Below are 18,742 nucleotides of genomic sequence, written 5' to 3'. Positions count from 1 at the left end.
GCCAAGCCTGTTCCGACCATAACCATCAGCCCGCTGTGCGTTTTCCGTTTCGCCCTTATTTCCGGCTGCTATTTATTACAGGCCCAGGTTCATGCCCGAATACGTCAATTGGCTTCGTCACGCGTCCCCTTACATCAATGCCCACCGCGACTGCACCTTCGTTGTCATGCTGCCCGGCGACGGCGTGGAGCATCCGAATTTCGGCAACATCGTCCACGACCTGGTGCTGTTGCACAGCCTCGGTGTGCGTCTGGTGCTGGTCCACGGTTCGCGTCCACAGATTGAAACCCGCCTCGCCGCTCGCGGCCTGACCCCGCACTACCACCACGGCATGCGCATCACCGATGCGGCGACGCTGGAGTGCGTGATCGACGCGGTCGGTCAGCTGCGTATCGCTATCGAAGCGCGGCTGTCGATGGACATGGCCTCGTCGCCGATGCAGGGCTCGCGCTTGCGGGTGGCCAGCGGCAACCTTGTGACCGCGCGGCCGATCGGCGTACTCGAAGGCGTCGACTATCACCACACCGGCGAAGTGCGTCGGGTCGATCGCAAGGGCATCAATCGTCTACTCGACGAGCGTTCGATCGTGCTGCTGTCGCCGCTGGGCTACTCGCCGACCGGGGAAATCTTCAACCTCGCCTGCGAAGACGTTGCCACCCGCGCCGCCATTGACCTCGGTGCCGACAAGCTGCTGCTGTTCGGCGCCGACCTCGGTCTGATCGACGAGAACGGCAAACTGGTGCGCGAACTGCGTCCGCAACAGGTGCCGGCGCATCTGGCACGTCTGGGCAGCAACTATCAGGCGGAACTGCTGGATGCCGCCGCCGAGGCCTGCCGTGGTGGCGTGGCGCGCAGCCATATCGTCAGCTATGCCGAAGATGGCGCGCTGCTGACCGAACTGTTCACCCGCGACGGTGGCGGTACGCTGGTCGCTCAGGAGCAATTCGAACTGGTGCGCGAGGCGGCGATTGAAGACGTCGGCGGTTTGCTCGACCTGATCAGTCCGCTGGAAGAGCAAGGGATTCTGGTGCGTCGCTCGCGTGAAGTGCTGGAGCGCGAGATCGAGCAGTTCAGCGTGGTCGAGCGTGAAGGCATGATCATCGCCTGTGCGGCGCTGTACCAGATTGCCGATTCGGACGCTGGTGAACTGGCGTGCCTGGCAGTGAATCCGGAGTACCGTCACGGTGGTCGCGGCGATGAGCTGCTGGAGCGCATCGAGACCCGTGCCCGGGCGCAAGGGTTGAAGACTCTGTTCGTTCTTACCACCCGTACCGCGCACTGGTTCCGCGAACGTGGCTTCGAGCCTAGCAGCGTCGAGCGCCTGCCGGCGGCGCGGGCGTCGCTGTACAACTATCAGCGTAACTCGAAGATCTTCGAAAAGACCCTCTGAAGATTACCGAGGGACTTTTGTGGCGAGGGGATTCATCCCCGATGGGCCGCGCAGCGGCCCCCGCTTCACCAAAAGCAGGGGGACTGCTGCGCAGTCCATCGGGGATGAATCCCCTCGCCACATATTCAATTGTTTTCGGTTACAAACTTCGCACTGACGTAAGGCGAGTAGTCCGGCAGCACCGTCTCGACCTTGCCTTGTTCCTTCAAAAACTTCGCCGTCTCACCAATCGCCATCGCCGTGCCGCCGTCCAGCAGTGCGGTGGATTGCTGTGCCTTGGCATCCGGGAAGGCTGAACCGGCCAGCAGTTCCGGGACGTCGGCAGCATTGGCACCGGTCAATTTGGCGATTTTCTGCACCGGCACCGAGTCAGCCGTCCAACTGTCTTTATGCGCCGCGTAATCGGCAAATGAATCCAGCGTGACTTTAGCGAATTTCGCGACGACGTCAGGATGCTTCTCGGCGTAGTCCTTGCGCGCGACCCAGACTTCGAAGGTCGGTGCACCCCACTGACCAACCTGCGCGGCATCGGTCAGGGTCTTGCCGGTCTTGCGGATTTCCCCCAGTGCCGGCGACCAGACAAACGCGCCATCGATATCGCCACGCTTCCATGCTGCGGCGATTTCCGCTGGTTGCAGGTTCACCACTTTGACTTTGCTGGTGTCCAGGCCCCAGTGCTTGAGTGCACCGAGCAAGCTGTAGTGGGAAGTGGAAACAAAGGGCGTGGCGATGGTCTTGCCGACCAGATCCTGCGGGGTGTTGATCCCGCTGCCATTGCGTACCACCAACGCTTCGGCGGCATTGATCTGCGCCGAAACAATAAAGGCAACAATCGGCAGGTTTCGCGAAGCCGCGGCGGCCAACGGGCTGGAACCGAGGTTGCCGATCTGCACATCGCCGGAGGCAATGGCTGTCACAACTTCCGGGCCGCTGTTGAAGCGACGCCAGTCGATTTTCTCGCCGAGGGTTTTCTCGTAGACGCCGTCGGCCTGGGGCACTTTGCTCGGGTCGATCCCGGTTTGATAACCGATGGTGAGGTTGCCAGCGTGCGCGGAAAAACAAATCAGTGCTGACACACAAACTGTAACAAATTGACTAGATAGTGCGCGTTTGGCCATCATGGCGTCGCCTTTTCGATAGGGTTTGACGATTTGGGGTTGCGCCAAAGCTAATCGATCTAAAAAAAGGCTAACAAATACCATTTAGGAATGAGCTTAGTCGCCGATACGTTGTATCCGGGCGAAGATGGCGAGATAGTGGCCATATTCCCGAATGATATGAAAAAGAATGAATAAATTCTTTTTGGGTTTATCAGGAAATCTTTACTCTGCACGGACCAAATCACTGCGATTAGACCTTGGTCGTAGACACACAAGGTTACGATTGACTTGTCAGTCACGGTCTGGCGCTAATCGCGCATCTTAGGATCCAGGGCATCAGACCCCGGGCCAGGAACACAAGAATTAGAAACGAGAGGAGCTTTACATGAACAAGTCCACCTTGGCCCTGGCTGTGGCCGTAGGGGTTATGGCGCAGCAGGCAGGCGCCGCCGGTTTCATCGAAGACAGCAAAGCCACTCTGGGCCTGCGTAACTTCTACATCAACACTGATAACCGTAGCGGTGCTGCCGAGCCAAGTCGCAACGAAGAATGGGGCCAAGGCTTCGATCTGCGATTCATTTCCGGCTACACCCAAGGCACCGTCGGTTTCGGTATCGACGCCATCGGCCTGCTGGGCGTACGTCTGGATTCGGGCGGCGGCACCAACGGCAACGTTGCTTCTAATGGCCGACCTGGTACCGCTTACGGTGGCACTGTTTTCCCAAGCGAATCCAATGGTGAAGCGGTTGATAACTTCTCCAGCCTGGGCCTGACTGCTAAAGCCAAGATTTCCCAGACTGAACTGAAGCTGGGTACCCTGCAGCCGAAGAACCCGGTCATCGTGACTAACGATGGTCGTCTGCTGCCACAAACCTGGCAGGGTGGCCAGATCACATCCGGCGACATCAAGGACCTGACCCTGGTCGGTGGTCAGATCGAACACGCCAAAGGCCGTAACTCCAGCAACACGGAGTCGCTGTCCATCAATGGCGCGGCACCGCGCACCGTTAACAGCAACAAGTTCATCTACGCCGGTGGTGACTACAAAATCACCAAAGACCTGACTGCCCAGTACTACTACGGCAACCTGGAAGACTTCTACAAGCAACACTTCCTGGGTCTGGTTCACAACTGGGCAATCGGCCCGGGCGTGCTGAAGTCCGATTTCCGTTACTTCAACAGCTCCGACGACGGCGCCAACGGCAACACGCCTGCTTACTACAGCAGCGGTAACTACAGCGGTGTTGCCAGCGGTCGCGGTAAAGTCGACAACAATCTGTACAGCGGCCTGTTCCTGTACACCGTTGAAGGTCACACCTTCGGTGGTGGCTATCAGGTTTCCAACGGTAGCAGTGACTTCCCTTGGCTGAACCAGGGCGACGGTTCGTCGAACTACACCATCACCGATATGCAGATCCAGAAGTTCGGTCGTGCCGGCGAACGTACCTGGCAAGCTCGCTACTCGTATGACTTCGCCAAAGTCGGCGTACCAGGCCTGACAGCCGGTGTGGTTTACCTGCGTGGCGACAACATCGACACCGTAAACTCCGCTGGTCGTGAAAACGGCAATGGTGACTCCGAGTGGGAACGCGACCTGACCATCGGTTACGTCGTGCCGGAAGGCCCGTTGAAAAACGTTGGCTTCATGTGGAAAAACGCTACCTGGCGTACCAACATCGCCGGTGTTCGCGACCAGGACGAAAACCGCCTGATCCTCAGCTACTCGATCCCGCTGCTGTAATAGCGCGCTTCGATTCGCTGATGTAAAAAAGCCCCGTCCGGCATCGCGCCGGACGGGGCTTTTGCGTTTTCGAGTCAGGCTCACCCCCGTAAGCCCTTCCCGAGATTTCCCTCTTTTGCAGCTACTCAAGGCCTTCTCGAACCTTGAGGACGATGTTCGTCGCGATGACGGCGAGCGTCCAGTGAACGATGTTTAATATTCAATTAGATTCTAAATATCTACTTATTTATTCTTTTTCATGATGTTGAATCCCGAGCTACAGTTGAGTTCTCCAACAACTCATCAGGAGCAGCACCATGAGCCTCAGACTTGGCGACATCGCCCCCGACTTCGAACAGGATTCCAGCGCCGGCAAGATTCGTTTCCACGAGTGGCTGGGCGATAGCTGGGGCGTGCTGTTCTCCCACCCGGCCGACTTCACCCCGGTGTGCACCACCGAGCTGGGCTTCACCGCCAAGCTCAAGGACGAGTTCGCCAAGCGTGGCGTCAAAGCCATCGCGCTGTCGGTCGATCCGGTGGACTCGCACCACAAGTGGATCGAAGACATCAACGAAACCCAGAACACCATCGTCAACTTCCCGATCCTGGCCGACGCCGATCGCAAGGTTTCCGATCTGTACGATCTGATCCACCCGAACGCCAACGACACCCTGACCGTGCGCTCGCTGTTCGTGATCGATCCGAACAAGAAGATCCGCCTGACCATCACTTACCCGGCGAGCACCGGGCGCAACTTCCACGAGATCCTGCGGGTGATCGATTCGCTGCAACTCACCGACAACTACAAGGTGGCCACCCCGGCCAACTGGCAGGACGGTGAAGAAGTGGTGATCGTGCCGTCGCTCAAGGACGAAGACGAGATCAAGCGGCGCTTCCCCAAAGGTTATCGCGCGGTGAAGCCGTACCTGCGCCTGACGCCGCAACCGAACAAGTGAATCAGTGAGATTGGCGGTGTAGCCACCACCGTCATCGCGAGCAGGCTCACTCCTACATTTGAAATGCGTTCCCCTGTGGGAGCGGGCTTGCTCGCGAAGGCGTCAGTCCAGGCAACACACAATTGAGAATTCAGAACCACAAAGCAGGGGATTTCAGGCCGTTTTCACGGCCTGTTTTTTTGCCCGCAACAAAGCAAATCGCATATCTCTTAAACGCATAACCAAATGAATAAATATGATTTATGGATATATAAATCAGCTGGTAAGGTCACTCCCATCGAAGCGAGATCGCAACCCGCGAATCGCCTGTAACACGCAAGGAATCGTCTGAATGCTGGTCGTCTCACTCGGTGGCAGTCCTAGCCAGCGCTCCCGCTCAGGAGTGTTGCTCGAGCGCTCGCAACGCTGGTTGCAGGCGCAAGGCGTGGAAGTGGTGAGTTATCAGGTGCGGGACTTCCCGGCCGAAGACCTGCTCCACGCCCGCTTCGACAGCCCGAAGGTGCTCGACCTGCTGGCGCAGATTGAAAACGCCGATGGCTTGCTGATCGCCACGCCGGTGTACAAGGCCTCGTTTTCCGGTGCGCTGAAAACCGTACTGGATCTGCTGCCGGAACGCGCCCTGAACCACAAGATCGTTTTGCCGATGGCTACGGGCGGCAGCATCGCCCACATGCTGGTAGTCGATTACGCGCTCAAGCCAGTGCTATCGGCGTTGAAGGCCCAGGAAATGCTCCAGGGCATTTTCGCCGAGGACAGCCAGATCGCTTACGGCGAAGGCAGTGCCCAGGCGCAACTGGCACCGGCATTGGAACAGCGTCTGTACGAAGCGCTGGATCAGTTTGTCAGTGCCATGGCCCGCCGGCCGAAACCGCTGGAGCCGGGCCTGTTGAATGAACGTTTATTGAGTGCTCGCTGGAGCATTTGAGCTTCACCCGAATTTGCTCCACTCACCTTACTCAGCCGCTAACGGCCAAGCAGGTGCAGCCAAAACCCAACTGCAAAAAGGAGAGCGCTATGCGCCCTGTATTTTTGCGTCGTGGTCTGGTCGCTCTGTTTGCTGCGGCTGTGTCCTTCGGCGCCATTACTCAAGCTCAGGCCGAGACTCTACGGATCGGTTATCAAAAATACGGCACGCTGGTGCTGCTCAAAGCCAAGGGCACTCTGGAGAAGCGTCTGGCCGCACAAGGCGTGGACGTGCAATGGACTGAATTCCCCGGCGGCCCGCAGCTGCTCGAAGGCCTGAACGTTGGCTCGATCGACTTCGGTGTTACCGGCGAAACCCCTCCGGTATTCGCTCAGGCTGCCGGCGCTGATCTGCTCTACGTCGCCTACGAACCGCCAGCGCCGAACAGCGAAGCGATCCTCGTACCGAAAGATTCGCCGATCAAATCGGTGGCGGATCTGAAGGGCAAGAAAGTCGCCCTGAACAAAGGCTCCAACGTGCACTACCTGCTGGTGCGCGCACTGGAAGATGCCGGCCTCAAATACTCCGATATCCAGACCGTGTTCCTGCCGCCGGCCGATGCCCGCGCTGCGTTCGAGCGTGGCAGCGTCGATGCCTGGGTGATCTGGGATCCGTACCAGGCCGCTGCCGAGAAACAGCTGCAAGCGCACACCCTGCGTGACGGCAAAGGCATCGTCGACAACCATCAGTTCTACCTCGCGACCAAACCTTACGCGCAGAAAAATCCCGAGGTGATCAAGACCCTCGTCGAAGAAGTGCGCGCCGTCGGCGAGTGGTCCAAAGCCAATCCTGAAGACGTGACCCAACAGGTCGCGCCACTGCTCGGCCTGCCGGCGGACATCACCCTGACCTCGGTGAAGCGCCAGGGCTACGGTGCGCTGTTCCTGACCCCGGAAGTAGTCGCCGCGCAACAGAAAATCGCCGACGCCTTCTACCAGCTCAAGCTGATTCCCAAGCCGTTGAGCATCAAGGATGTGATCTGGACACCACCGGCCGCTGTGGCCCAAAGCTCGGTTAGCCAAACCCAGTAAATCGAATCCCCAAGGAGACCACTCCATGAGCCTCAACATCTTCTGGTTCCTGCCTACCCACGGTGACGGCCATTACCTTGGCACCGCCGAAGGCGCTCGCGCCGTTGACCACGGTTATCTGCAACAGGTCGCGCAAGCGGCGGATCGTCTGGGCTTTGGCGGCGTGCTGATTCCCACCGGCCGTTCCTGCGAAGACTCGTGGCTGGTCGCCGCGTCGCTGATCCCGGTGACCCAGCGTCTGAAATTCCTTGTCGCCCTGCGCCCCGGGATCATTTCCCCGACGGTGGCGGCGCGACAGGCAGCGACCCTGGATCGTCTGTCCGGCGGTCGTGCGCTGTTCAACCTGGTGACCGGCGGTGACCCGGAAGAGTTGGCCGGTGATGGTCTGTTCCTCAACCACGAAGAGCGTTATCAGGCCTCGGTGGAATTCACCCGCATCTGGCGTCGAGTGCTGGAAGGTGAAACCGTCGATTACGACGGCGAACACATCAGCGTGAAAGGCGCCAAGCTGCTTTATCCACCAATTCAGCAACCGCGTCCGCCGCTGTACTTCGGCGGCTCCTCGGAAGCGGCGCAGGATCTCGCTGCCGAACAGGTCGAGATGGTGTTGACCTGGGGCGAGCCGCCAGCCGCCGTCGCCGAAAAGATCGAACAAGTGCGCGCCAAAGCCGCCAGGCTCGGGCGTACCGTGCGTTTCGGCATTCGTCTGCATGTGATCGTGCGCGAAACCAACGCCGAAGCCTGGCAAGCGGCAGACCGGCTGATCTCGCATCTGGACGATGACACCATCAAACGTGCGCAGGCGTCGCTGGCGCGTTTCGATTCGGTCGGTCAACAACGCATGGCCGCGCTGCACGGCGGCAGTCGCGACAACCTCGAAGTCAGCCCGAATCTGTGGGCCGGCGTCGGTCTGGTGCGTGGCGGTGCGGGTACCGCGCTGGTCGGTGATGGCCCGACTGTGGCCGCCCGCGTGAAGGAGTACGCGGATCTGGGTATCGACACCTTCATCTTCTCCGGTTATCCACACCTCGAAGAGTCGTACCGCGTCGCTGAACTGCTGTTCCCGCACCTCGACATCGAGCGCCCGGAACTGCCGAAGAGCGCCGGTTACGTCAGCCCGTTCGGCGAGATGGTGGCCAACGACATTCTTCCCAAAGCCGCGTCGCAGAGCTGAGGCGCGCCATGAAGAAAATCATTCACAGCCTCGCGCCCTGGGCGTTGCCGGTGCTCTTGCTGGCGGTGTGGCAGTTGTCGGTGTCGGCCGGCTGGTTGTCGACGCGGATCCTGCCGGCACCGGTGGCGGTGATCGAGGCCGGCGTCAGTCTGGTGCGCAGCGGCGAGATCTGGACGCACTTGGCAATCAGTGGCTGGCGCGCGGCGTTGGGCTTCACCATCGGCGGCAGCATCGGTCTGGTGTTGGGCTTCATCACCGGCCTGTCGAAATGGGGTGAACGCCTGCTCGACAGCTCGGTGCAAATGATCCGCAACGTGCCACACCTGGCGCTGATTCCGCTGGTAATCCTGTGGTTCGGCATCGACGAGTCGGCGAAGATTTTCCTGGTCGCATTGGGCACGTTGTTCCCGATCTACCTCAACACCTATCACGGCATCCGCAACGTCGATCCGGCGCTGGTGGAAATGGCGCGCAGTTACGGCCTGTCCTGTTTCAGCCTGTTCTGGCAGGTGATTCTGCCGGGTGCGTTGCCTTCGATTCTGGTCGGTGTGCGCTTTGCGCTGGGCTTCATGTGGCTGACGCTGATCGTTGCCGAAACCATCTCCGCCAGCTCCGGCATCGGCTATCTGGCGATGAATGCCCGCGAGTTTTTGCAGACCGATGTGGTGGTGCTGGCGATCCTGCTTTACGCGGTACTCGGCAAACTTGCCGACCTCGCGGCCCGTGGACTTGAGCGTGTGTGGCTGCGTTGGCATCCGGCCTATCAGGTTGCCAAGGGAGGTGCGGCATGACCGCTCAACAACCTCCACGCCTGCTGCGCGGGATTCCGCTGGTGGTGCGCAACCTGCAGAAAACCTTTGGCGCGCGGCAGGTGTTGCGCGACATCGACCTGCACATTCCGGCGGGGCAATTCGTCGCCGTGGTCGGGCGCAGCGGGTGCGGCAAGAGCACCTTCCTGCGCTTGCTCGCCGGCCTCGATCAACCGACTGGCGGCGACCTGCTGGCCGGTGCCGCACCGCTGAGCGATGCGCGGGAAGACACCCGGCTGATGTTCCAGGAAGCCCGGCTGCTGCCGTGGAAAAAGATCATCGACAACGTCGGCCTCGGCCTTAAAGGCAACTGGCGCCCGCAAGCACTGGAAGCGCTGGAAGCGGTGGGGCTGGCCGATCGCGCCAACGAGTGGCCGGCCGCCTTGTCCGGTGGGCAGAAGCAGCGTGTGGCGCTGGCCCGGGCGCTGATTCACCAGCCGCGCCTGCTGCTGCTCGACGAGCCGCTGGGTGCGCTGGATGCGCTGACCCGGATCGAGATGCAGCAACTGATCGAACGCCTCTGGCAAAAGCATGGGTTCACCGTGCTGCTGGTGACCCACGACGTCAGCGAAGCGGTGGCGATTGCCGACCGGGTGATTCTGATCGAGGACGGCGAAGTCGGTCTCGATCTGCAAGTGGAGTTGCCGCGTCCGCGAGTGCGCGGATCGCATCGACTGGCGGCGCTGGAAACCGAAGTGCTCAACCGTGTTCTGTCCCTGCCCGGCGAACCGCCGGAGCCGGAACCTGTTTCACCACTGCCTACGCAATTGCGTTGGGCGCAATAACTCAAGTTACATCCAACGACAGGAATCAAAGCCATGACTATCAAAGCCATCAACGTGCGCAACCAGTTCAAAGGCTCGATCAAGGAGATCGTTCTCGGCGACGTGCTGTCGGAAATCGACGTGCAGACCGCTTCCGGTATCGTCACTTCAGTGATCACCACCCGCTCGGTCAAGGAGCTGGAACTGGCGGTGGGCAGCGAAGTGATCGCCTTCGTGAAATCCACCGAGGTGTCGATCGCCAAGTTGTAAGCCAGTGAGTAAAAAACAACCCCGAAAGGCGTGAGCCCTTCGGGGTTTTTTGTGCCTGATCTGAAAACTGCGGTGCGGCCTTCGCGAGCAGGCTCGCTCCTACAGGGGATCGCGTTCCAAATGTGGGAGCGGGCTTGCTCGCGAAGAGGCCGGTGAACTCGCTACAGAACTCTCTTGGGTAGATACGGCGGCAAATACAGCCCGATGTAAGCATCAAACACCCGCATCCCTTCCTCGGCCATGCGCGGCGTGATCTGCCCGTGCTGCTGCACCGAGCGCGCATACACGCGGTCGCCCAGTTCCATCGCCAGCGCGAACACATCGACATCGCTCGGCAGTCGCGGCAATTCGAAGTGATGGTCGAACAGCTTGTGCATCAGGTCGCCGAGTTCGATGTCGTGCTGGCGGTCAGCCTGGGTCACTTCGGTCAGGCCGTGCTGGGCGAGGATCAACTGGCGGGCCGCCGCGTCTTCGTCGTAGATCTCCAGCATCCGCTCTTCGACCAGTCGCGACAGGTCACGCCAGTCGCGCAGGGCGTCGTGGTCGATCGGCGCTTGCAGGCAGGCGCGAAACGCCGCATGCACGTCGGCGGTCAGCGCTTCGAGCAGTGCCGGGACGCTGGCGAAGAAGTGGTACACGGAGGAGGGTGGAATCTGCGCGCGTTCGGCGACGCTGTAGATCGACAGACTGGCCACACCCTCGGCGGCCAGCAGCGTACGCGCGGCGTCGAGTATCGAGTCGATGCGCGCCTGGCTGCGGGCGCGGGGTTTGCGGACGGGGGCGGGACGCGTCATGGAAGTCTCCTGCGGGGCAGCGGGCATTGTACGAGCCGAGCCGTGTGTTGTCTGCCAGGACGCCTTCGGGAGCAAGCCCCCTCCCACAGTTGATCTTCTGCGTACAAAAGATCCCCATTCGCTGAGATCCCCTGTGGGAGGGAGCTTGCTCCCGAACCGCCGCAGGCGGCCATTCAGATCAAAAACGGGCCATAAAAAAACGCCGCGGGCTACGACAGCCAACGGCGTTTTATCTGATCGCAATCCGTTTACACGGTATGCAGATACCAGTTGTACTCAAGGTCGGAGATGGAGTGTTCGAACTCCTCCAGCTCGCTTTCCTTGCAGGCGACGAAGATATCGATGTATTTCGGATCGATGTACTTGGCCATCACCTCGCTGTCGTCCAGCTCGCGCAGGGCATCGCGCAAGTTGTTCGGCAGGCTTTGTTCGTTCTGCTCGTAGCTGTTGCCTTCGACCGGAGCGCCCGGTTCGATCTTGTTCACCAGACCGTGATGCACACCGGCCAGGACCGAAGCCATCAGCAGGTACGGGTTGGCGTCGGCACCGGCTACACGATGCTCGATACGCACGGCATCGGCAGAACCGGTCGGTACGCGGATCGCCACGGTGCGGTTGTCCAGGCCCCAGCACGGCGAGTTCGGTACATAGAACTGCGCGCCGAAGCGACGGTAGGAGTTGACGTTCGGGCAGAGGAAAGCCATCTGCGCCGGCAGGGTCTCGAGCACACCGCCGATCGCGTGACGCAGCGCGGCGTTCTGCTCGGGATCCTCGCTGGCAAAGATATTCTTGCCGGCTTTGTCCAGGATCGAAATGTGTACGTGCAAACCGTTGCCTGCCTGGCCCGGATACGGCTTGGCCATGAAGGTGGTGTCCATTTCATGGTCGTAGGCGATGTTCTTGATCAGACGCTTGAGCAGTACCGCGTAGTCGCAGGCCTTGATCGGGTCGGCGACGTGGTGCAGGTTCACTTCGAACTGCGCCGGGGCACTTTCCTTGACGATGGCGTCGGCCGGGATGCCTTGCTCTTTGGCGCCTTCCAGAATGTCCTGGAGGCAGTCGACGTATTCGTCGAGGTCGTCGATCAGGTAGACCTGAGTCGAGTGCGGGCGTTTGCCGGAGATCGGCGAGCGTGGCGGCTGTGGACGACCGTTCACGTTTTCCTGGTCGATCAGGTAGAACTCCAGCTCGAAGGCTGCGCAGATGGTCAGGCCCAGCTCGTCAAACTTTGCAACAACTTGACGGAGCACTTCGCGCGGATCGGCGAAGAACGGGTCACCTTCGAGTTCGTGCATGGTCATCAACAGTTGCGCGGTAGGGCGCTTCTGCCATGGCTCGTTGCACAGGGTATCGGGGATTGGATAGCAGATCCGGTCGGCGTCGCCGATGTCCAGACCCAGGCCGGTGCTTTCCACCGTAGAACCATTGATATCCAGAGCAAATAGAGAGGCCGGCAGGTTGATGCCTTTCTCGTAAACCTTGTGGAGGCTGGTGCGTTCGATGCGCTTGCCGCGCACCACACCATTCATATCCGCAATCAGAAGGTCAACGTACAGAACCTCAGGATGTTCCTTAAGGAACGCGTTCGCTTCGTTAAGCTGAACGGCACGCGGGGGTACCGACATGATGCAACACCTTTGTTGTTAAAAATATCAATCATTGATCTTTTCTGGTTTCAGTCAACCCGAACGGCCTGCCGAAGTCAAGCGAGGCCTTTTTTGCCCTAAAAAAGCGCTGCAAGGGCATTTATGGGGCACTTTGGGGCGGTTTTTTGTCCTTGAAACACTTGGCACCCGCGGGCTTGAGCAGGCCGTGTTGTATTTTTTACGGGGGTGTTGTGTAAAAAAATGAACAAGGCTAAGCTCCGACCAAACCCATAACAGCAATAATACCGGGGTGCTTCATGTCTCGCCTGCCGTTAATCGGCATCACCGACTGCTCGCAACAGTCCGGTCTGCATGCTCATCACATCAGTGGCGACAAATCCGTCCGTAGCGCAGCCAGCATGGTTCGCGGTCTGTTGACGATGTTCTCGGCGACAATAGCCAGAACGCCAGCGTCCGTTATTCTGGACGTACGGCAAAGCACTCTGTTTATGGCGTCCTCTTCCAATATAGATCTCTTTGAGTCCCAAAGCCTGTGCCGCTCCCCGAGCCGTGCTCATGATTCTGCACGCCTTGAATGTGCACAGGAAATGCAACGCCAGCGTAAAGGGCAGGTAAGCTCCTCTTTCATTGTCTATGCGCGGTGCCGGGCGTAAGCCGGCACTGCGCGCAAGCAAGCTCCCCTTTAACGCGACGCCAAGGCGTCAAACTTTGCCTGACACGATGTCAGGAGACTCAGCCCAGAGGCATTTATGAGTAACAACCTCGACCAGCTCACCGATTGGTTGAAAGACCACAAGATCACAGAAGTCGAATGCATGATCGGCGACTTGACCGGTATCACCCGGGGCAAGATCTCGCCGACCAACAAGTTCATCGCCGAAAAGGGCATGCGCCTGCCGGAAAGCGTGCTGTTGCAGACCGTGACCGGCGACTACGTCGAAGACGACATCTATTACGAACTGCTCGACCCGGCCGACATCGACATGATTTGCCGTCCCGACCAGAACGCCGTGTACCTGGTGCCATGGGCCATCGAGCCGACTGCCCAGGTGATCCACGACACCTACGACAAGCAAGGCAACCCGATCGAGCTGTCGCCGCGCAACGTCCTCAAGAAAGTCCTCAAGCTCTATTCCGACAAGGGCTGGCAGCCGATCGTGGCGCCGGAAATGGAGTTCTACCTGACTAAACGCAGTGACGACCCCGACTATCCGCTGCAGCCGCCGATCGGCCGCTCGGGCCGTCCGGAAATCGGGCGTCAGTCGTTCTCGATCGAAGCGGCGAACGAATTCGACCCGCTGTTCGAAGACGTCTACGACTGGTGCGAACTGCAGGAGCTGGACCTCGACACGCTGATCCACGAAGACGGTACGGCGCAGATGGAAATCAACTTCCGTCACGGCGATGCACTGTCCCTGGCCGATCAGATTCTGGTGTTCAAGCGCACCATGCGCGAAGCCGCGCTCAAGCATGACGTGGCCGCAACCTTTATGGCCAAGCCGATGACCGGCGAGCCGGGCAGTGCGATGCACTTGCACCAGAGCATCATCGACATCGAGACCGGCAAGAACGTGTTCTCCAATGAAGACGGGACCATGAGCCAGCTGTTCCTGCACCACATCGGTGGCCTGCAGAAACTGATTCCGGAATTGCTCCCGCTGTTCGCGCCGAACGTCAACTCGTTCCGCCGCTTCCTGCCGGACACCTCGGCGCCGGTGAACGTGGAGTGGGGCGAAGAGAACCGCACCGTGGGCCTGCGCGTACCGGATGCTGGCCCGCAGAACCGCCGCGTGGAAAACCGTCTGCCGGGCGCCGACGCCAACCCGTACCTGGCGATTGCCGCGAGCCTGCTCTGCGGTTACATCGGCATGGTCGAGGGCCTTAACCCGAGCGCGCCAGTGGTCGGACGTGGCTATGAACGCCGCAACCTGCGTCTGCCGCTGACCATCGAAGACGCGCTGGAGCGTATGGAAAACAGCGCGACCATCGAGAAATACCTGGGCAAGACCTTCATCACCGGCTACGTCGCGGTCAAGCGGGCCGAGCATGAAAACTTCAAGCGCGTGATCAGTTCCTGGGAGCGTGAGTACCTGCTCTTCGCCGTCTGATACGCCGGGCGCGGCTGGCAGCAGCCGCGCCTTCACCGATAACAAGGAGAATTGGCATGACCAGCAACAACCCGCAAACCCGTGAGTGGCAAGCCCTGAGCAGCGATCACCACCTGGCCCCGTTCAGCGACTTCAAGCAGCTGAAAGAGAAGGGGCCACGGATCATCACCAACGCCAAGGGCGTGTACCTGTGGGACAGCGAGGGCAACAAGATCCTCGATGGCATGGCGGGTCTGTGGTGCGTGGCGATCGGTTATGGCCGCGATGAACTGGCCGACGCGGCCGCGAAGCAGATGCGCGAACTGCCTTACTACAACCTGTTCTTTCAGACCGCGCACCCGCCGGCACTGGAACTGGCCAAGGCCATCGCCGACGTCGCGCCTGAGGGCATGAATCACGTGTTCTTCACCGGTTCCGGCTCCGAAGGCAACGACACCATGCTGCGCATGGTTCGCCATTACTGGGCGATCAAGGGCCAGCCGAACAAGAAAGTCATCATCAGCCGCAAGAACGGCTATCACGGTTCGACCGTGGCTGGCGCGAGCCTGGGTGGCATGACGTATATGCACGAACAGGGCGACTTGCCGATCCCGGGCATCGTCCATATCGCGCAGCCGTACTGGTTTGCCGAGGGCGGCGACATGTCGCCGGAAGAGTTCGGCATCTGGGCGGCCAATCAGCTGGAAGAGAAGATTCTCGAAGTTGGCGTGGACAACGTCGGTGCGTTCATTGCCGAGCCGATCCAGGGCGCGGGCGGCGTGATCATTCCGCCGGACAGCTACTGGCCGCGCATCAAGGAAATCCTCGCCAAGTACGACATCCTGTTCGTGGCGGACGAAGTGATCTGCGGTTTCGGCCGTACCGGCCAATGGTTCGGTTCGGATTTCTACGACTTGAAGCCGGACATGATGACCATCGCCAAAGGCCTGACCTCCGGCTACATCCCGATGGGTGGCCTGATCGTTCGCGACGAAGTGGTGAAGGTGCTCAACGAAGGCGGCGACTTCAACCACGGCTTCACCTACTCCGGGCACCCGGTGGCGGCAGCGGTGGGTCTGGAAAATATCCGGATCCTGCGCGACGAAAAAATTATCGAGAACGCGCACAACGAAACGGCACCGTATTTGCAGAAACGTCTGCGCGAACTCAACGATCACCCATTGGTGGGCGAAGTACGCGGGGTCGGTTTGCTGGGAGCGATCGAGCTGGTGCAGGACAAGGCCACTCGCAAGCGTTACGAAGGCCGGGGCGTGGGCATGATCTGCCGGCAGTTCTGCTTCGATAACGGCCTGATCATGCGCGCCGTGGGCGACACCATGATCATTGCGCCGCCGCTGGTGATCAGCAAGGCAGAAATCGATGAGCTGGTGACCAAGGCGCGCAGGTGTCTGGACCTCACCCTCAGTGCGTTGCAGGCCTAAGTGCTAGGCTTCGAGCGGGGGAGCTGCGGCGCTCGCGCTCGAAGGTGTCAGAAAGGTTGGCCTTTTCTTGAAAGACCGCCTCCGATCTTGCCAGACTAGCCGCGGTTCCAGTTGTCCGGGTTCGGCCGCTGAACAAAGTGGTTCAAAAAAGAAAAATTTGGAGCATGACGCATGAAGGCATTAGGTAAAAAGCTCGCTGGCAAGACTCTTCTCGCGCTGTCCGTAGCGGGCATGATGGCGGGTGCGGTTCAGGCGGACGACAAGGTACTGCACGTCTACAACTGGTCCGACTACATCGCGCCGGACACGGTCGCCAACTTCGAGAAGGCCACCGGGATCAAAGTCGTCTACGACGTATTCGACAGCAACGAAACCCTGGAAGCCAAGCTGCTGGCCGGTAAATCCGGTTACGACATTGTGGTGCCTTCCAACAACTTCCTCGCCAAGCAGATCAAGGCCGGTGTTTACCAGGAGCTGGACAAGTCCAAGCTGCCGAACTGGAAGAACCTCGACGAAGACCTGCTCAAGGCCGTTGGCGATGCCAGCGACCAAGGCAACAAGCACGCGTTCCCGTACATGTGGGGCTCCATCGGGATCGGCTACAACCCGGCGAAGGTCAAGGCTGCGCTGGGCATCGACAAGATCGATTCCTGGGACATCGTGTTCAAGCCCGAGAACATCGAGAAGCTGAAAAGCTGTGGCGTAAGCTTCCTCGACGCCCCGACCGAAATGATTCCGGCGGCGCTGCACTATCTGGGCAAGCCGACCAACAGCAAGGACAAGGCTGACCTGAAGGCTGCCGAAGACCTGTTCCTGAAGATTCGTCCTTCGGTTGCCTACTTCCATTCCTCCAAGTACATCTCCGATCTGGCCAACGGCAACATCTGCGTCGCCGTCGGTTACTCGGGTGACCTGGAACAATCCAAGACCCGCGCCCAGGAAGCCGGTGACAAGGTCAAGCTGGCCTACACCATTCCAAAAGAAGGCGCTGGCACGTTCTACGACATGGTTGCCATTCCCAAGGACGCCGAAAACGTCGAAGCCGCTTACAAATTCATGAACTACCTGCTTGAGCCAGAAGTGATGGCCGGGATCACCAACGCCGTACGCTTCCCGAACGGCAACAAGGCTGCCACGCCGCTGGTGGACAAGGACATCACCAGCGATCCGAGCATCTATCCGTCGGCTGAAGTGAAGAAACAGCTCTACGCGATCAGCGATCTGGATGCCGCCACCCTGCGCCTGATTACCCGCAGCTGGACCAAGATCAAATCCGGTAAATAAGCCGGTTTGACGCAGCAACCGCTGGCCGTCGTCCCCGCGAGGGCGGCCAGCGGGATAATTAAATGACAGAAAGTTTTGCTGGAACGGTTTTTCGAGGGTAAGTTGCGCGCCGGTTTGATTGCCGGGCAGCCACGGCTGTCATGTAACGCGGGGCAACTTGGGCCCAACTAATTTAGAGGACCTGCACTTGCCTATTTTTTCTTCTTTGCGCAAAGCCCTGCTGGCCACTGCCGGCCTGACGATCGCTGTCGGAGCCCAGGCCGCCGGTACGGTGCATATTTATAACTGGTCGGATTACATCGGCGAGACCACCCTGGCCGACTTCGAGAAAGCCACCGGGATCAAACCGGTGTACGACGTGTTCGACTCCAACGAAACCCTGGAAGGCAAGCTGCTGGCCGGGCGTACCGGTTACGACGTGGTCGTGCCGTCGAACCACTTCCTCGGCAAGCAGATCAAGGCGGGCGCGTTCCAGAAGCTCGACCGGTCGCAGCTGCCGAACTATGCGAATCTCGATCCGGTGCTGCTCAAGCGCCTGGAACAGAACGACCCGGGCAACCAGTACGCCGTCCCGTACCTGTGGGGCACCAACGGCATCGGCTACAACGTCGACAAGGTCAAGGCCGCGCTCGGTGTCGACAAGATCGACTCCTGGAGCGTGCTGTTCGAACCGGAGAACATCAAGAAGCTGCACAGCTGTGGTGTCGCGTTCCTCGACTCGGCGGATGAAATGATGCCGACCGTGCTCAACTACATGGGCCTGAACGCCAACAGCACCAATCCGAAGGACTACGCCAAGGCCACCGACAAATTGCTCGCCGTGCGCCCCTACGTAACCTACTTCCACTCCTCGAAATACATCGGTGATCTGGCCAACGGCGACATCTGCGTGGCCATCGGTTTCTCCGGCGACATCTTCCAGGCGAAGAACCGTGCCGAAGAAGCCAAGAAGGGCGTGAACATCGCCTACTCGATTCCGAAAGAGGGCGGCGCGCTGTGGTTTGACATGCTGGCGATTCCGAAGGACTCGTCCAACGTCAAGGAGGCGCACGCCTTCATCAACTATTTGCTGAAACCTGAGGTGATCGCTCAGGTCAGTGATTACGTCGGTTACGCCAACCCTAACCCCGGGTCGGACAAGCTGATGGAACAGTCCATCCGCACCGATGAAGCGGTTTATCCACCGCAAGCAGTCCTCGACAAGACTTACGTGTCGGTCGAGTTGCCACCCAATATTCAGCGTTTGATGACCCGTAGCTGGACCAAGGTCAAGTCGGGCAAGTAAGGCACAAAGTATCCTGGGTTCGTCCGCATCGGGCGAACTGCACTCTTTATTTTCTGGGAGTTTCG

At 59.7% G+C, this 18,742-nt stretch carries 16 protein-coding genes; 13 read left to right on the top strand and 3 right to left on the bottom strand.

Features of this window, described 5'->3' with window-relative positions:
- Positions 1–91 precede the first annotated feature (91 nt).
- A complete protein-coding gene (gene argA / locus CKW11_RS11500; RefSeq protein WP_095137611.1) occupies positions 92–1,390 on the top strand; it encodes an amino-acid N-acetyltransferase in 1,299 nt (432 codons plus the stop codon).
- Between the two features lie 125 nt (positions 1,391–1,515).
- Here the strand turns inward: argA and tauA are convergent, their stop codons facing one another.
- A complete protein-coding gene (tauA, locus tag CKW11_RS11495) occupies positions 1,516–2,511 on the bottom strand; it encodes a taurine ABC transporter substrate-binding protein (protein ID WP_095137610.1) in 996 nt (331 codons plus the stop codon).
- A gap of 364 nt (positions 2,512–2,875) precedes the next feature.
- Between tauA and CKW11_RS11490 the strand changes: the two genes are divergently transcribed.
- From CKW11_RS11490 to CKW11_RS11455, 8 genes are all read left to right on the top strand, one after another.
- Entirely contained in the window at positions 2,876–4,231 is a 1,356-nt protein-coding gene (locus CKW11_RS11490) for an OprD family porin (RefSeq protein WP_095137609.1), read from the top strand.
- 296 nt (positions 4,232–4,527) lie between these two features.
- Positions 4,528–5,166, top strand: a complete 639-nt coding sequence (locus CKW11_RS11485) for a peroxiredoxin (RefSeq protein WP_095137608.1) — start codon at positions 4,528–4,530, stop codon at positions 5,164–5,166.
- Positions 5,167–5,497: 331 nt separating this feature from the next.
- The gene (gene ssuE / locus CKW11_RS11480) at positions 5,498–6,091 is read left to right on the top strand and encodes an NADPH-dependent FMN reductase (protein WP_095137607.1); all 594 of its coding nucleotides are present in this window, start codon (positions 5,498–5,500) and stop codon (positions 6,089–6,091) included.
- Between the two features lie 89 nt (positions 6,092–6,180).
- Entirely contained in the window at positions 6,181–7,161 is a 981-nt protein-coding gene (locus tag CKW11_RS11475; protein WP_095137606.1) for a sulfonate ABC transporter substrate-binding protein, read from the top strand.
- A 25-nt stretch (positions 7,162–7,186) separates the two neighbouring features.
- Positions 7,187–8,335, top strand: a complete 1,149-nt coding sequence (ssuD, locus tag CKW11_RS11470; RefSeq protein ID WP_047596660.1) for an FMNH2-dependent alkanesulfonate monooxygenase — start codon at positions 7,187–7,189, stop codon at positions 8,333–8,335.
- Positions 8,336–8,343: 8 nt separating this feature from the next.
- Positions 8,344–9,126: an aliphatic sulfonate ABC transporter permease SsuC gene (gene ssuC, locus CKW11_RS11465; protein WP_095137605.1), complete on the top strand. Its 783-nt coding sequence runs from the start codon at positions 8,344–8,346 to the stop codon at positions 9,124–9,126.
- Positions 9,123–9,929: an aliphatic sulfonates ABC transporter ATP-binding protein gene (gene ssuB / locus CKW11_RS11460; RefSeq protein ID WP_095137604.1), complete on the top strand. Its 807-nt coding sequence runs from the start codon at positions 9,123–9,125 to the stop codon at positions 9,927–9,929. Before ssuC ends, ssuB begins: the two co-directional genes overlap by 4 nt.
- Before the next feature lie 33 nt (positions 9,930–9,962).
- Positions 9,963–10,178: a molybdopterin-binding protein gene (locus tag CKW11_RS11455; protein WP_007967989.1), complete on the top strand. Its 216-nt coding sequence runs from the start codon at positions 9,963–9,965 to the stop codon at positions 10,176–10,178.
- 161 nt (positions 10,179–10,339) lie between these two features.
- Here CKW11_RS11455 and CKW11_RS11450 read toward each other — a convergent pair whose 3' ends face one another.
- On the bottom strand, positions 10,340–10,972 hold the full coding sequence (locus CKW11_RS11450) for a TetR/AcrR family transcriptional regulator (RefSeq protein WP_095137603.1): 633 nt from the start codon (positions 10,970–10,972) through the stop codon (positions 10,340–10,342).
- A 248-nt stretch (positions 10,973–11,220) separates the two neighbouring features.
- Positions 11,221–12,597 carry a glutamine synthetase family protein gene (locus CKW11_RS11445; protein ID WP_095137602.1) on the bottom strand — a complete coding sequence of 459 codons (1,377 nt, stop codon included), beginning with the start codon at positions 12,595–12,597 and terminating at the stop codon, positions 11,221–11,223.
- Positions 12,598–13,328: 731 nt separating this feature from the next.
- Between CKW11_RS11445 and CKW11_RS11435 the strand changes: the two genes are divergently transcribed.
- The 4 genes from CKW11_RS11435 (at position 13,329) to CKW11_RS11420 (ending at position 18,677) form a co-directional block, all read left to right on the top strand.
- A complete protein-coding gene (locus CKW11_RS11435; RefSeq protein ID WP_003229252.1) occupies positions 13,329–14,687 on the top strand; it encodes a glutamine synthetase family protein in 1,359 nt (452 codons plus the stop codon).
- A gap of 56 nt (positions 14,688–14,743) precedes the next feature.
- Positions 14,744–16,108, top strand: a complete 1,365-nt coding sequence (locus CKW11_RS11430) for an aspartate aminotransferase family protein (protein ID WP_095137600.1) — start codon at positions 14,744–14,746, stop codon at positions 16,106–16,108.
- 171 nt (positions 16,109–16,279) lie between these two features.
- Positions 16,280–17,392: a polyamine ABC transporter substrate-binding protein gene (locus tag CKW11_RS11425; protein WP_095137599.1), complete on the top strand. Its 1,113-nt coding sequence runs from the start codon at positions 16,280–16,282 to the stop codon at positions 17,390–17,392.
- A 187-nt stretch (positions 17,393–17,579) separates the two neighbouring features.
- The gene (locus CKW11_RS11420; protein ID WP_095137598.1) at positions 17,580–18,677 is read left to right on the top strand and encodes a polyamine ABC transporter substrate-binding protein; all 1,098 of its coding nucleotides are present in this window, start codon (positions 17,580–17,582) and stop codon (positions 18,675–18,677) included.
- Positions 18,678–18,742: the final 65 nt, after the last annotated feature.

Source organism: Pseudomonas sp. Irchel s3a10 (assembly GCF_900187525.1).
In the GTDB taxonomy this organism is placed as follows: Bacteria; Pseudomonadota; Gammaproteobacteria; order Pseudomonadales; family Pseudomonadaceae; genus Aquipseudomonas; species Aquipseudomonas koreensis_G.
Note: the sequence above shows the minus strand (reverse complement) of the source record. Positions and strands in the feature narration are given on the sequence as shown.

Excerpts from the sequence above, each read along its gene's own strand:
- argA (WP_095137611.1), top strand. The coding sequence starts at position 92 with ATGCCCGAATACGTCAATTGGCTTCGTCACGCGTCCCCTTACATCAAT.
- tauA (WP_095137610.1), bottom strand. The coding sequence starts at position 2,511 with ATGATGGCCAAACGCGCACTATCTAGTCAATTTGTTACAGTTTGTGTG.
- CKW11_RS11490 (WP_095137609.1), top strand. The coding sequence starts at position 2,876 with ATGAACAAGTCCACCTTGGCCCTGGCTGTGGCCGTAGGGGTTATGGCG.
- CKW11_RS11485 (WP_095137608.1), top strand. The coding sequence starts at position 4,528 with ATGAGCCTCAGACTTGGCGACATCGCCCCCGACTTCGAACAGGATTCC.
- ssuE (WP_095137607.1), top strand. The coding sequence starts at position 5,498 with ATGCTGGTCGTCTCACTCGGTGGCAGTCCTAGCCAGCGCTCCCGCTCA.
- CKW11_RS11475 (WP_095137606.1), top strand. The coding sequence starts at position 6,181 with ATGCGCCCTGTATTTTTGCGTCGTGGTCTGGTCGCTCTGTTTGCTGCG.
- ssuD (WP_047596660.1), top strand. The coding sequence starts at position 7,187 with ATGAGCCTCAACATCTTCTGGTTCCTGCCTACCCACGGTGACGGCCAT.
- ssuC (WP_095137605.1), top strand. The coding sequence starts at position 8,344 with ATGAAGAAAATCATTCACAGCCTCGCGCCCTGGGCGTTGCCGGTGCTC.
- ssuB (WP_095137604.1), top strand. The coding sequence starts at position 9,123 with ATGACCGCTCAACAACCTCCACGCCTGCTGCGCGGGATTCCGCTGGTG.
- CKW11_RS11455 (WP_007967989.1), top strand. The coding sequence starts at position 9,963 with ATGACTATCAAAGCCATCAACGTGCGCAACCAGTTCAAAGGCTCGATC.
- CKW11_RS11450 (WP_095137603.1), bottom strand. The coding sequence starts at position 10,972 with ATGACGCGTCCCGCCCCCGTCCGCAAACCCCGCGCCCGCAGCCAGGCG.
- CKW11_RS11445 (WP_095137602.1), bottom strand. The coding sequence starts at position 12,597 with ATGTCGGTACCCCCGCGTGCCGTTCAGCTTAACGAAGCGAACGCGTTC.
- CKW11_RS11435 (WP_003229252.1), top strand. The coding sequence starts at position 13,329 with ATGAGTAACAACCTCGACCAGCTCACCGATTGGTTGAAAGACCACAAG.
- CKW11_RS11430 (WP_095137600.1), top strand. The coding sequence starts at position 14,744 with ATGACCAGCAACAACCCGCAAACCCGTGAGTGGCAAGCCCTGAGCAGC.
- CKW11_RS11425 (WP_095137599.1), top strand. The coding sequence starts at position 16,280 with ATGAAGGCATTAGGTAAAAAGCTCGCTGGCAAGACTCTTCTCGCGCTG.